Origin of the sequence: Pseudomonas psychrophila HA-4, from assembly GCF_000282975.1 — a bacterium.
Lineage (GTDB): Bacteria > Pseudomonadota > Gammaproteobacteria > Pseudomonadales > Pseudomonadaceae > Aquipseudomonas > Aquipseudomonas psychrophila_A.
The window spans coordinates 1-13,298 of record NZ_ALJC01000090.1; the positions used below are offsets into that span (position 1 = coordinate 1).

Genomic DNA, 13,298 nt, shown 5'->3' on the forward strand with positions numbered 1-13,298 from the left:
GCGCTCGCTGACCAGTACCAGTTCAAAGGCGTAGGGCGTGCTGATGGCTTCTGTGCCGCTGAAGGACAGGACCTGAAGGTCGTCAGCAAAGCCATCGAGGGTCAAGCTGAAACGAAACGGGGGCTGTGAGCGTGACATCCGCGATTCCTTGCGCTGCGGTCGTCCTGATGTAACAAAACGTCAGGTTCTTTTCGGTGCGCAAGTGTGCAAGGGCGGCGTGGAGGCTGGATGTAGGGCAGGTCTATGCCGACCAAGGCTTTAGGCGAATATTGGGTAGGAGTTTGGAGGTGTTAGATGTAGTCCGTGCGCTAGCGTTGTGGGACTAAAAACTCAGTTCCCACAAAGGCCTTAGTGGATGACTCAATAATAATCGTCTTTGTCAAACCGTCGCGCATCACGTTGCAGTTGATACACAAAGCGCTCGACCTGACGCTGTACGGCGCCGCTGATGTTGTGAAAACGCATACCGGCGAAGGTGATGTTCAGTCGCTCTTCAAAATGCAAGTAACGCAACTCAACCGGGGTGGTCATGTGGCCAAAGGGCAGGGCGGCACTGAAGGTCTCGTACACTTGGCCCAGTTGGATGCGCTCGCTGATATCGCCCTCGAAACGTAATTTGCAGCCAGTGGCCGACACATCCAACAGTTTGCCTTTAATTGCCGACTTTAGTTTTTCGCCTGCCACGTTTACGTCCACCAAATGCGCCAGTTTCAGTGCGGCGCGAAAAGCGTTACGGCGTTGGTGGTAGATCACTTCATTGGGCAGGGGGCCGCGATAGCAACGGTGTTCGCCGGTGGTATCAATGCTCAAGGGGTTGTTGCACTCCCAAGCAATACGCACGCCGTCATGAAAACCTTCAACCCGAAACGGTATGCCTGCCTCAATAAAACGCTCGCCGTCCCGTGGGACCATTTCGTCTAGAGCCATGGTGTTGGCCTCACGGCTGACTTCAACCATGTAGCTCTGGAAACGCTGGGTACGGTCGTTGAAGGTGATGATCAGCGGGTCATGGCTTTCTTGCAGCATCCGCAAGTTGGAGGCGATCTCTAAAGGCGTTGTCAGTACCTTTGGCGGCTGCGGAGCATCTTGGGCATCGAACACGGGTCATCAATCTCCAGACAAAAACAACAACACGCAAAAATAGGGCATTTTGCCATCATGTTGCGCGTCTAGATAGTGCATGTGCTCAGGCTTAGGCCTGGCTGTAGGCGCGGTGTTTGTTGAGTAGCGAGGTGGTGCCGCGAGCGTCATACAGGGACGGGGTTTCGCCGCCGTGGAGGATGCGCAGTTGGTTGGCGGTGATCGCCTGCTGGGTCTGGATCGACTGGCCGTTTTGCAGGTTGGCCTCTTGGCACTGGGCCAGTAGCTGATTCAGCACAGCGCTTTGGCTGAGCAATTGCTCGCCCACGCTTGAATGGCTGGCAAGGCTTTCGAGGCCGTTGCGGTTGGTCGGCAAGCCGAGGCTGGCCAGAATCTCACTTCGTTTGCGGCCGTGTTGCTCGAGCAAAATGATCAATGAGTGTTTGCGCGCCAGAATGGTTTCGAGCACCTGCATCTCTCGCCCTTTAAGGGCAATGGACTCGTCTTGCAACAGCCCCAGCAGTTGCTCAGCCGGTGCAAGGTCGTCATTGATCAGTTGCAGTAAATTCTCGTCGTGCATGTCGGGCTCTGGGGTTTAAGCGTCCAAAAGCCTGGCACTGGCCCTGGGCCTAGCGCTCAGCTTCCATGTTTAGTAGCTTGCTGGCGATCTTGTTGCTGTCGACTTTATAGCTGCCGTCTGCAATGGCTTGTTTCAGCTCAGCGACGCGGTTTTTGTCGACCACCGGTTGATCACGCAACGAGTCGCTGATCTTCTGCAACTGTTGGGCCTCTGGGCTCAGGTGTACAGATTCCCCGCTTGGGGTGCTGGCGTCGGCGGGTTCAGTTTTTTTTGTGACAGGCGCCGCTTGCGTGGCACTGCCTGCTTCTTGATTGGCGTTGCTGCGCGTACTGCCGGTTAAGGGTGGCGCACTGTTAAGACGACTGAAGTCGATAACCATAACGAAAAACCTCTGGGTATTTGGACGCTTGCCAGGTTTTCGGCCAACCCCGAGAAAACTTTAGGCCCGATTAATCATAGCGTCACGCAGGTGGGTACTGATCTGCGTCAAATCACAGTGTAGGAAAGTTGAGACACAGGCGCCAACCGTTCTAAAACGCCACCTCCACATGCCCAGGGGCCGTGATCCGCGCCTTGACCACTCGGTTTGAATTCAGGTTTTTCACCCGGATCTGCTCACTTAGGCCGCCATCGGACAGCGCTTCGCCGGGCATCTTGACACTTAATGTGCCGCTGCGCGCGCTGATCACCACATGGTCGCCTTTGCGCACGGTGGCGGCCTGCTCCAGATGAGTGAGGCTTAACACCTGATCGGTCACCACGGGGCGCAGCAGTTTTTGCCCCACCGCCAATTCAATTGCGGTCATATAACCCTGGCTGATCAAGCCGACATCTCGCTCGCGCAAGGTTACGTCGGGGTAATCAATAATTGCCCCACGTTTGAGCGGGTGCGTCACGGTGACTACATCGCGGAACAATTTGACGTGTGCCGGTACAAAGATGGTCCAGGGCGAGCTACCCTCGCAGCGCACGCGAACAGTCACGCGGCCCATGGGCTGGGCGGGGCTTTCGAGCGTGGCTGTCAATTCCTTGTCGCAGTGCGCCAGGCGTACGCGAGGATCGAGTTGGTTGACCTGAATTTCGTAGCGGCCTTCAATCTGACCAGTGGCAAGGTAGTCTTCGACTGTGAACTCAAGAAAACCCTGGGTCACGCCGATAAGCTGATCAGGTGAAGTGAACGTGTCCGCACTGGCAGGTGTGCCCGCTCCCAGCGCGCACGTGGCCGCGAGGATGCGCAATGCGCGGTAATGCAAGGGCTGGCGAGCTGGCCTGTGGCAGGATTTTGTCGTTTTCGGCTTCATGGCGGTTAAATAGCAAAGCCCGTGCCGTTAACCGGGCAGCGTGTCGCAACTTAATGTTTTTAGAAGGAGCTGAGTATGGCTGGGGTGATGGATGCGGTTAACCAGCGCACTCAACTGGTCGGGCAAAACCGCCTGGAACTGTTGCTGTTTCGTTTGGATGGGCCGCAGCTTTACGGGATCAACGTGTTTAAGGTCAGGGAGGTGCTGCAATGCCCCAAACTGACAGTGATGCCCAAGTCTCACCCCGTGGTGTGCGGTGTGGCGAGTATTCGCGGGGCAACCATTCCGATTCTCGATCTGGCGATGGCCACCGGGTCGGGAGGGCTCAAAGATCAGAGCAATCCGTTTGTCATCATCACTGAATACAACACCAAGACTCAGGGCTTTTTGGTGCGTTCGGTTGAGCGCATCGTCAACATGAACTGGGAAGAAATCCATCCGCCACCCAAGGGTGCGGGTCGTGACCATTATTTGACGGCCGTGACTCGGCTCGACGATCAACTCGTCGAAATCATCGATGTTGAAAAGGTCCTGGCTGAAGTCTCGCCATCGCCGGAGAACATCTCTCACGGCGTGGTTGACGTCGAAACCCAGGCCAAGGCCCTGTCTTTGCGCGTGCTGACTGTCGACGACTCGTCGGTGGCTCGCAAACAGGTTGCGCGTTGCCTGCAATCGGTCGGGGTCGAAGTGGTGTCGCTCAACGACGGCCGCCAGGCCTTGGATTACTTGCGCAAAATGGCGGACGAGGGCAAAGACCCCGCCGAAGAGTTTCTGATGATGATCTCGGACATCGAGATGCCAGAAATGGACGGCTACACCCTGACCGCCGAGATTCGTCACGATTCGCGGATGCAAAACCTGCATATCATTCTGCATACTTCGCTGTCAGGTGTTTTCAATCAGGCAATGGTCAAGAAAGTCGGTGCCGATGACTTTTTGGCCAAATTCCGGCCTGATGACCTGGCATCCCGGGTTGTCGACCGGATCAAAGCAGCAGATCACAGCTAGAGGCGCAGCCTTTGGCGGTTAACACGATTTTAGAGGCACGATCACTTGTCGACGGCTAATTTGGATTTTGAACAGTTCCGGGTCTTCCTGGAAAAAGCCTGTGGCATTTTGCTCGGTGAAAACAAGCAGTACCTTGTCTCCAGCCGCCTTAATAAGCTGATGGAGCAACAAGGGATCAAGTCGTTGGGTGAGCTGATTCAGCGCATCCAGAGCCAGCCGCGCAGCGGGTTGCGTGAGCAAGTCGTCGATGCCATGACCACCAACGAAACCCTGTGGTTTCGTGACACGTATCCCTTTGAAGTGCTCAAGAACAAAGTGTTGCCCGAGTTGACCAAGGCCAACCCGGGGCAGCGCTTGCGCATCTGGTCGGCCGCTTGTTCGTCGGGGCAAGAGCCGTACTCGTTGTCGATGACGATCGATGAGTATGAGCGTAGCAACTTGGGGCACGTGAAGCTGGGGGTGCAAATTGTTGCCACCGATCTCTCGAGCCTGATGCTCAATACGTGCAGATCCGGCGAATACGACAACCTGGCGATTGGTCGTGGTTTGTCGCAGGAGCGCTTGCAACGTTATTTCGAGCCTAAGGAGCCGGGGCGCTGGGTGATCAAGGCGCCGATCAAAAGTCGGGTTGAATTTCGTTCATTCAATTTGCTGGACAGCTACGCCGGATTTGGAAAATTCGACATCGTGTTCTGCCGCAACGTCTTGATCTATTTCTCGGCCGACGTGAAAAAAGACATTCTGCTGCGTATACACAGCACCCTAAAACCGGGCGGCTACCTGTTTTTGGGCGCCTCCGAGGCGCTCAATGGCTTGCCAGACCATTACCAAATGGTTCAATGCAGCCCGGGCATCATCTACCAGGCCAAGTAACCCCCCAATGTGTAGGCGCGAGCGTGCCTCGCGAGCAATCGAGCGCGGCCTACTCCTCCTATTAAAGAGGGCGCACGTGCACCCCCAAAGCGGCAGAAAAGCGGCAGTCAGCGGAAAGCCGTTGCCGCTTTTATGGCATTGCCGCTGCCCACCTCCTCGCGAAGCCTTGATATACGGCGCTGTACAAACTGGCACGGGGTTTGCTCTATCCCTGTCATGTAACGCCTGAGCCATAGCATCAGGCCAGCCCACAAAGGTTTCCCAACATGAGCATCAGCTTCGATAAAGCGCTCGGTATCCATGAGCAAGCCCTGGGCTTTCGCGCACAACGCGCCGAAGTGCTGGCGAATAACATCGCCAACGCCGATACCCCGAACTACAAGGCTCGGGATCTGGATTTTGCCTCTGTGCTCGCCGCGCAGAACGATAAAAATCAGAACGGCACCTTTGCCTTGAACAAGACCAATGGCCGCCATATCGAAGCGCAAGGCCTGAGCAGCGGTGACGAATCGTTGCTGTACCGCACGCCAATGCAGCCCTCGGTCGACCAGAACACGGTAGACGCTCAGCTCGAACAGTCGAACTACGCAGAAAATGCGGTCAACTTTCAGGCCAGCTTTACCCTGCTCAACAGTAAATTCAAAGGGCTGATGTCAGCCCTGCGTGGGGAGTAATTCATGTCTCTAGCCAGTGTTTTTAATATTGCCGGAAGTGGCATGAGCGCACAGACCACGCGCCTGAACACCGTCGCCAGTAACATTGCCAACGCCGAAACCGTGTCATCGAGCATCGATCAGACCTACCGCGCACGTCATCCCGTGTTCGCCACCCTGTTTCAGGGTGCGCAGGGCGGTAACGGCGATTCCTTATTTCAAAACCAGGACGCTGCCGGCCAAGGTGTGCAAGTGCTGGGCGTGGTTGAAGACCAAAGCGAGTTGCAGGCCCGCTATGAACCCAACCACCCATCTGCCGATGCCAAGGGGTATGTGTACTACCCCAATGTCAACGTGGTTGAAGAAATGGCTGACATGATTTCGGCCAGCCGCTCGTTCCAGACCAACGCCGAATTGATGAACACCGCCAAAACCATGATGCAGAAGGTCCTGACCCTCGGTCAGTGATAAGGGGCGACACACATGAGCGTGACCGATTCCACCAGTGGTTTGACCCTGAATCAGATCCTCGCCAACTCTGCCCGGACTCAAACCACTGACACCAGTATTGGTGCGGCGTCTAAAGCGGCAACTGGCAGCCAGTCGCTGGGCAAGGATGCGTTTCTGCAACTGCTGGTCACCCAGCTGAAAAACCAGAACCCGCTCGATCCGCAAGACAACACCGCATTTGTTGCACAGTTGGCGCAGTTCAGCAGCCTCGAAGGCATTACCACGCTTAACACCACGGTTAACTCCTTGTCCGGCGGCCTGCAGTCGTCGCAAGCCTTGCAGGCCTCATCGCTGGTCGGTCGCTCGGTGATCGTGCAAACCGGCGAAGCGTATGTCGACCCATCGAGCGCTAAGCCCTTTAGCGGCAGTGTGGTGGTCAAAGACGCGGACTCTAAGCCCACGATCACCATCACCGATGCTCATGGCGAGGTGGTCAGAAGCATCAATATGGGTGTTCAGAAAGCGGGCAACGTGGACTTTACTTGGGACGGCAAAGACGACGAGGGCGTGTTGCTGGACAAGGGTTCTTACACCTTTAGCGCATCGACCAAGAACGACACTGGCACCACCGCGCTCACCACCTATTTGCCCGCCACGGTTAACAGCGTGACCCTGAGCAAAACCGGTGGCGAAATCATGCTCAACCTCGCGGGTCTGGGCAGCATTGGTATTTCCAAAGTACAGACCATTGGCCTCTAAGCCGACTTAAGGAGAGACACATGTCATTCAATATCGGCCTTAGCGGCCTGTACGCGGCGAACAAACAACTCGACGTTACCGGCAACAACATCGCTAACGTAGCCACCACCGGCTTTAAGTCTTCCCGGGCTGAATTCGCGGATGTGTACTCGGCCAGCAAGCTGGGCGTGGGCAGTAAAACCATCGGCAGCGGCGTAAATTTGGCCAACGTGTCGCAAAACTTTGGCCAAGGTGCGGTCAACAACACCGGTAACTTGCTGGACATGGGGATTCAAGGCAGCGGCTTTTTTGTGTTGAGCGACAACGGCGCCCTGAGTTACACCCGCGCCGGTACGTTCAAGGCCGACAAAGACGGCTTCGTGACTAATACCAATGGCACTGCGCGTCTGCAAGGCTATGGCGTGGACGCTAACGGTAAAGTCATCAATGGCGTGCTGACGGACCTGCGCATCGACACCTCGAACCTAGCGCCTAAGGCCAGTGGCAAGGTGGACTCGACGATCAATCTGAACTCCAGTTCGGACGTGATCAGCCAGACTGACAACCCGTTCAATCCAACCGAAACGGCCAGCTACAGCAAAAAATTCAGCACCACCATCTACGACACTCAGGGCAATTCGCACCCGATGGATCAGTACATGGTGAAGACTGGCTCCAACACGTGGAAAACGTACACCCTGATCGACGGCCGCAACCCTGATGGCAGTCCGGTCACGGGTGACGGCAAGAAAGACCCCGTGCCATCGACCATGTCGTTCGATTCGACCGGTACGTTGACCGGCGTGAGCACCCCGAATCCGGTGGAGGGTAAAGACCCTATCATCAGCAGTACGCTGACCATCAGTAACTGGATGCCTGGCGCTACCGTTAACGGGGAATGGAAGTCCAACGGCGCTGCGGCCAACACGACTGGGATTGCCATCAGCATGGCTAACACCACCCAATACAACACCGACACTGCGCGTAACCCGCCGACCCAAGACGGCTACGCCACGGGTCAGATCAATAACCTGACCATTGATGGTTCGGGTGTGATGTTTGCCAATTTCAGCAACAGCCAGAGCCGTGCCATTGGCCAGATATCGCTGGCCAGCTTCACCAACGAGCAAGGCCTACAACCAGCCGGTGGTACAGCTTGGAAAGAAACGTTCGCCTCGGGACAGGCCGGTTTCGACGTGCCGAAGACGGGCACCTTGGGTTCTATTGCCTCCAACTCGCTGGAGGATTCGAACGTGAACCTGACCAACGAGCTGGTTGACTTGATCAAGGCGCAGAGCAACTACCAAGCAAACGCCAAAACTATCTCGACCCAAAGCACCATCATGCAGACCATCATTCAGATGACTTGATAGTGGCGCGCGGCAAACACCCAAACGCTGCGCACCACCCACTCAGCTAGGCGCGAGCTTGCCTCGCGCCTACTGTTGATTGAGCCACATGTGTTAAGCGTGCTGCTTTAACAGCGCTTTGAAGTCGGCTTGCTGCGACGGTTCAATGCAGATTTTAGTCAGGTGTTCGATTTGCCGAGTGGTCGCATGCTTTTGATGCAGCAACTCGATTGCCCTGCGCCACAGGGCGTCCCGGCAATACCCGCGAAGGTAGTCAACCGTGGACACTTTCCCTCCTTGGATCATGAGCTTGGCCGCTGGCCTGAACGCCTTCTCGACGGCTATCAGGCGCGGTTGGGCCTTGATTTTGGCGAGTAAGGACGGCTGTGGGAAAAACACCGGAACCGTGGCGGAAAGCGTGGGCAAATCGGCATGGTACTGCTCACCGAATTTATCGAAGAACCCTTTGTTCATCGTGTGGTGATAGCGTTTTTTTGAGTAGTAATGATGGATGCAGTCGTTGGCGGTGACGACCTTGGCATCGCCCATCGCAAAAGACACTGCGATCTGCTCAATGGTGTGGAGCCTGAGGTAATGGTCGCTCCATTGATCAATCAGTTCGATGGCCTTGTCCATCACGCCTGCATTGACCCGGGCTATCCCGCAAATACCACTGTTGTAGAGCTTTAGCCCGTCGTCAGGGGCTTTGCCTTTAGCGATCAGTTCATTTGAAAACGGTACATAGTCAGCGCGCAGCTTGGCTTCAGCCCATGCCCATTCGAATTCATCCATCAAATATTGCTGGTCGGTGACACGTTCAAAGAGCGTGGCCGGGTCTTTGAAAAAAACTGTGTCGGTGTCGACGAAAATAGTTTTTTCCGCAAGCAGGACCCCGGCGGCGATGGCGCACGCCTTGCGCCGATGGGTGTAGCCGTTGGCGCCTTTCCACTCGGTAAGGATGTCTGCGGTCAGGGGGATGACGTTGACCGGCCAGCCCTCAAACGCCTGGGGCTCGTCGGTCATTAACGTGATGGTGAAACTGCCCGGCACGCGTTGTTCGCGTAATGCAGACAGAATGCTGAATTTGGCTTCCTGGCGGTATACGGTGTTGCCGCCATAGAGCAGGTACAACAAGTGGAGAGAATCCATACGTCCATGCTTATCGATTAAGTGCGTGGTTAACCCTTGGTCGGGTTGTCAGCTGACGCGCATTATGCCGTAAACGCGTGTTGATCGATAACTCCTGTGGTTGCCGGTGCAGGGCTTGATAAGCGAGCGCGCTCGCGATCTTTTAACGATTAAAAGACCGCGAGCACACGCGTTCATGCCGGGGGAGGGGGTGCCGCGCTACGGCGACTTAATCAGAGCCCGCTGAATTCGACGCGTTCTGGCACGCGAGTCATCAGCACCTTGCCCGCGCGAATCGACACGCGGGCCTTGGCCTGACGGCGCACGGCTTCGTAATCACTTTCGGCGTCCAGCACCACTAGGTTGGCAGGGCGGCCGACAGCGATGCCGTACCCTTCGCCAAGGTTGAGGGTGCGAGCGCTGTTGTCGGTGACCAGATCTAGGCAGCGTTGCAGGTCTTCAAAACCCATCATGTGGCAGATGTGCAGGCCTGCATCCAGCACCCGCAAAATGTTGCCGTTGCCCAACGGGTACCACGGGTCTTTGATCGAATCTTGCCCCAAGCAGACGTTCATTCCAGCGCGGTCCAACTCGGCCACGCGCGTTACCCCACGGCGTTTTGGAAAACTGTCAAAACGCCCTTGCAGGTGAATGCTTTCGGTCGGGCACGACACGAAGTTGATCCCCGAGGCCTTGAGCAGGCGGAACAGTTTGGAGCAGTAAGCGTTGTCGTAAGACCCCATGGCCGTGGTGTGGCTGGCGGTCACCCGGCTGCCCATGCCGCGTACGCGCGCTTCTTCGGCTAGCACTTCGAGAAAGCGCGAATGCGGGTCATCGGTTTCGTCGCAATGCACATCCACCAGGCAGCCCGTGCGCTCGGCCAGGTCCATCAAAAACTTGATTGAACTGACACCCTGATCGCGGGTGTTTTCAAAGTGTGGAATACCCCCGACCACATCGGCGCCCATCTCGATGGCGCGGGTCATCAACTCGCGCCCACCGGCATACGACTCGATCCCTTCCTGCGGGAAGGCAACGATTTGTAGGTCAATCAGGTGGCGCGCTTCGTCGCGCACTTCAAGCATCGCCTTGAGCGCACTCAGTGTTGGGTCGGTGACATCGATATGAGTGCGCACGTGCTGGATACCATGCTCAGCCAGCATCCGAATGGTGGTGTGGGCGCGTTGCTTGGTGTCTTCGTGGGTGATGGTTTCTTTGCGCTGCGCCCAGCGCTCAATGCCTTCGAATAGCGTGCCGCTGAGGTTCCATTCGGGTTGGCCGGCGGTCAGGGTTGCATCCAGATGGATATGCGGTTCAACCAGCGGGGCAATCAGCAACTGGCCTTGAGCGTCAATATCGCCCGGCGTTGCCAGCACGCTGCCAGCCTGCAAGGTGATGGCGCTGATGCGATCGCCTTCGCAAGTGACGGTGTGCAGGCCCGGGGTTTTACGCAATGTGGCATTGATGATGTTCATGGTCGATCCTGTCGTTGGGCTTCGGTCATGCGCCATACCAGCAGGGCGACCGAAGCATTCATTCTGAAAAGAGGGTCATCGAGCGATTGTCCGCTGAGTTGCTCGATGCGCTGTATGCGTTGATTAAGGGTGTTGCGGTGGATGTTTAAACGTTGGGCGGCCTTGAGTGCATTGCCGTTTTCTTGGAGCAGGGCGTCCAGGGTTTCGATCAAGCTGTTGGGTTGCTTGCGGCGGCTCTCGATCATGCGGCCGAGGGTTTGTTTGACGAACAGATCAATCACCGAGCGATCACCAATCGCCTGCAACAGGCGTAAAACGCCCAACTCACTGAAGTCGCACAGGCCGGTGGCGGGGCGCATATTTTCTGCGACATCCAGCGCCTGTCGGGCTTGATTCAGTGCCTGGGGGTAATCGCTACAGGCTTCAACCTTGCTCGCCAGCCCCATAAACAACGCCATGTTACCGATGATGGGTTGCAGATCATGATAGAGGGTGGCCAGTTCTGCGCGAACGCTCTCGTGTTCGGTCAGCAGCAAGATAAATAAATCACCCTGTACCACTACAGGCAGCGCATTAGGCAGGACGCGGCTCCACGCGTCGAGATGGTCCTGCACGGCTTGGCGAATGTGTTGCAACAAGCGCTCGGCTTCATCCGGGGCATGGCTGTCGAATAACACATTGACCGCTGACAAGCGTAATGCCACCAGACGTCGCGGCCCGTCGAGGGGGAGTTTCAAATGCGCTGCGCGCTGGCGGGCGGTGGCCAGGCTCGGGTAATCGCCACTGAGCAACTGCGCCAGGATGTCATGTCGCGATCGTTTGGTCTGTGCCATTTGTACCAGTGCGGTGCCGATCAAATGCGTGACGATGACCATCTTCAACAGGTACGGCTGTTCAATCAGTGGCAAGCCATAGCGCTCGGCCAACGCAATGACTGTGTCCGGGATACGCTGAATAAACGCTTGGCCCGTCAGAATCACCAACCCGGCAATGCCGCTGGCATCCGCCTCGTGCACCAGTCGCAGTAAGTTCGCTTCATCCCTGGGATGGTTGATGCCGGTCACAAACACCAGCTCGCCGCCCATGACCCATTCGCCAATGCCCTCGTTCTCGGCCACATACGGCCAGCGCACAGTGCGGTGCAGGTTGCGGGCACCGGCACGCAAGGTCATTTCTTCAAGACCGGCCAGCGCCAGAATTTCCTCAACGGTCAGGCTCAAACTTCCTCCGGCACGTTAGGCGCGACAGCGCGGCGCTTGCTGATTTCCAGCAGCACCACGTAACACACAGCGGAGGCGGCAATGCCTACCAGCGGTGCAATCCAGGGGGAGGCGTAGGCCAGCACGGCGCCGACCGCATACGCCGACAAGCCCCGCACGTTGTAGCGCGGCAAGCTGACAGAGGCCAGCAGCGGGTACTTGCCGCGATGGCGATACCAGAAGTCAGCCATGATCACGCCGCCGATGGGCGGGATGATCGAGCCGAGCAGTACTAGAAATGGAATCAGCATTTCATACATGCCGCCGATGGCCAGCACGATACCGACGGCGGCGGCAATCAGCGTCATCGTGCGGCGGCGTTCACTGCGTACCAGATGGCAGGCGGCGGCTGAGACGTTGTAAATCGTCGGGCCTTGGATCGTCCACAGATTGAGGCAGAGCATAATCACCGCGGCGAACGACAAGCCTTGCAGCATCATCACTTCAACGATGTCGGCCTGCTGATAAACGATGGCGCACCAAGCACCGGCGACGATCATCAGGCCATTGCCGAGCAGAAAACTGACCACGCTGGCGATCACCGCAATCCGGCTGGTGCGCGACAGACGCGTCCAGTTGGTTGCCTGAGTCGCGCCGCTGGCGAACGTGCCGAAAACCATGGTGATGGCCGCCGAGAACGTCATGGTTTCATGCGGGATGACGGCGGACAGCGCTTTGAATCCGCCGACATGCTGCGTCGCGAGCACCATGGACACAATCAGCAGAATCAGCATTAGCGGCACCGAAATGCGCGACAGCACATCCAAGCCTTTAAAACCGATGATGGCGGTGATGCTGAAACCTAGGCCGAAAACAATCATCAGCGGGGTGGTGAAACCTTCAGACAGGCCGAGCATCTTCACCAGCACGATGGCCACCGTTGCCGTGCCCCAGGCGTACCAGCCGAGTTCGGCAAAGCCGAGGATAAAGTCTGAAAGACGGCTGCCGGCCTCGCCAAAACAAAAGCGCCCCATGAGCACCGTGTTGAGCCCGCTGCGCGATGCGATCAGCGCGAGTGTGGCGGCATACAGTGCCAGGAGGCCATTGCCGATGGCAGCGATCCACAACATGTCGACGAAATTGAACGCCATGCCCAACTTGCCGCCGGCGAACATGGTCCCGGTAAAGAAGGTAAAGCTGAACAGCACCATGGAAATGGGCAGCAGGCCCTTGCGTGCAGTGCTGGGTGCTTCGCTTAGCGCAAATTCACCATGTGAACTCATGAGATTTTCTCCGCCGTTGATGGGTTGGTCGTGGTCAGTGGCTCCTTTTGGGTAGAGCAATAAGCGGGCCTGTTTCGCAACACCTCGATACACCGAGAAAAGCGGGCACAGGTGATAGCGCTGAGTGTTCAGGGTGCACATATTGGGTGGGTATTTTGTTTTGAAGTTGTGCAGAGTGATT

At 56.8% G+C, this 13,298-nt stretch carries 15 protein-coding genes; 6 read left to right on the top strand and 9 right to left on the bottom strand.

Annotated elements, in window-relative coordinates; all coding sequences use genetic code 11:
• The 5 genes from B347_RS26695 to flgA all read right to left on the bottom strand — a co-directional run.
• Positions 1-138 (bottom strand): hypothetical protein (locus tag B347_RS26695; RefSeq protein WP_192812376.1); only part of this gene is annotated, 138 nt, incomplete at its 3' end.
• A 222-nt stretch (positions 139-360) separates the two neighbouring features.
• Positions 361-1,101 (bottom strand): flagellar brake protein, encoded by a 741-nt coding sequence (locus tag B347_RS0113265; RefSeq protein ID WP_019410179.1) that lies wholly within the window; start codon positions 1,099-1,101, stop codon positions 361-363.
• 91 nt (positions 1,102-1,192) lie between these two features.
• A complete protein-coding gene (locus tag B347_RS0113270; protein ID WP_019410180.1) occupies positions 1,193-1,660 on the bottom strand; it encodes a flagella synthesis protein FlgN in 468 nt (155 codons plus the stop codon).
• 49 nt (positions 1,661-1,709) lie between these two features.
• Positions 1,710-2,039 (bottom strand): flagellar biosynthesis anti-sigma factor FlgM, encoded by a 330-nt coding sequence (gene flgM, locus B347_RS0113275; RefSeq protein ID WP_019410181.1) that lies wholly within the window; start codon positions 2,037-2,039, stop codon positions 1,710-1,712.
• 151 nt (positions 2,040-2,190) lie between these two features.
• A complete protein-coding gene (gene flgA / locus B347_RS0113280) occupies positions 2,191-2,961 on the bottom strand; it encodes a flagellar basal body P-ring formation chaperone FlgA (RefSeq protein WP_026014173.1) in 771 nt (256 codons plus the stop codon).
• 75 nt (positions 2,962-3,036) lie between these two features.
• On the opposite strand from flgA, the gene B347_RS0113285 reads away from it, so the two are divergent.
• The 6 genes from B347_RS0113285 (at position 3,037) to flgE (ending at position 8,053) form a co-directional block, all read left to right on the top strand.
• Complete coding sequence (locus tag B347_RS0113285; RefSeq protein ID WP_019410183.1) at positions 3,037-3,969, top strand: chemotaxis protein CheV; 933 nt, start codon at positions 3,037-3,039, stop codon at positions 3,967-3,969.
• 45 nt (positions 3,970-4,014) lie between these two features.
• Positions 4,015-4,842, top strand: coding sequence for a protein-glutamate O-methyltransferase CheR (cheR, locus tag B347_RS0113290; RefSeq protein ID WP_019410184.1), 828 nt, complete (start codon positions 4,015-4,017; stop codon positions 4,840-4,842).
• Positions 4,843-5,108: 266 nt separating this feature from the next.
• Positions 5,109-5,516: a flagellar basal body rod protein FlgB gene (gene flgB, locus B347_RS0113295; protein ID WP_019410185.1), complete on the top strand. Its 408-nt coding sequence runs from the start codon at positions 5,109-5,111 to the stop codon at positions 5,514-5,516.
• Positions 5,517-5,519: 3 nt separating this feature from the next.
• Positions 5,520-5,963, top strand: coding sequence for a flagellar basal body rod protein FlgC (flgC, locus tag B347_RS0113300; RefSeq protein ID WP_026014174.1), 444 nt, complete (start codon positions 5,520-5,522; stop codon positions 5,961-5,963).
• 15 nt (positions 5,964-5,978) lie between these two features.
• Positions 5,979-6,704: a flagellar hook assembly protein FlgD gene (gene flgD, locus B347_RS0113305; protein WP_019410187.1), complete on the top strand. Its 726-nt coding sequence runs from the start codon at positions 5,979-5,981 to the stop codon at positions 6,702-6,704.
• A 20-nt stretch (positions 6,705-6,724) separates the two neighbouring features.
• Positions 6,725-8,053: a flagellar hook protein FlgE gene (flgE, locus tag B347_RS0113310; protein WP_019410188.1), complete on the top strand. Its 1,329-nt coding sequence runs from the start codon at positions 6,725-6,727 to the stop codon at positions 8,051-8,053.
• A 93-nt stretch (positions 8,054-8,146) separates the two neighbouring features.
• Here flgE and B347_RS0113315 read toward each other — a convergent pair whose 3' ends face one another.
• The 4 genes from B347_RS0113315 to codB all read right to left on the bottom strand — a co-directional run bounded on the left by B347_RS0113315 (position 8,147) and on the right by codB (position 13,117).
• Complete coding sequence (locus B347_RS0113315) at positions 8,147-9,181, bottom strand: hypothetical protein (RefSeq protein ID WP_050997508.1); 1,035 nt, start codon at positions 9,179-9,181, stop codon at positions 8,147-8,149.
• A gap of 212 nt (positions 9,182-9,393) precedes the next feature.
• A complete protein-coding gene (codA, locus tag B347_RS0113320; RefSeq protein ID WP_019410190.1) occupies positions 9,394-10,635 on the bottom strand; it encodes a cytosine deaminase in 1,242 nt (413 codons plus the stop codon).
• Positions 10,632-11,855 carry a PucR family transcriptional regulator gene (locus B347_RS0113325; protein WP_019410191.1) on the bottom strand — a complete coding sequence of 408 codons (1,224 nt, stop codon included), beginning with the start codon at positions 11,853-11,855 and terminating at the stop codon, positions 10,632-10,634. The genes codA and B347_RS0113325 overlap by 4 nt, the downstream gene beginning before the upstream one ends.
• Positions 11,852-13,117 (bottom strand): cytosine permease, encoded by a 1,266-nt coding sequence (codB, locus tag B347_RS0113330; protein ID WP_019410192.1) that lies wholly within the window; start codon positions 13,115-13,117, stop codon positions 11,852-11,854. The genes B347_RS0113325 and codB overlap by 4 nt, the downstream gene beginning before the upstream one ends.
• Between the last annotated feature and the right edge of the window lie 181 nt (positions 13,118-13,298).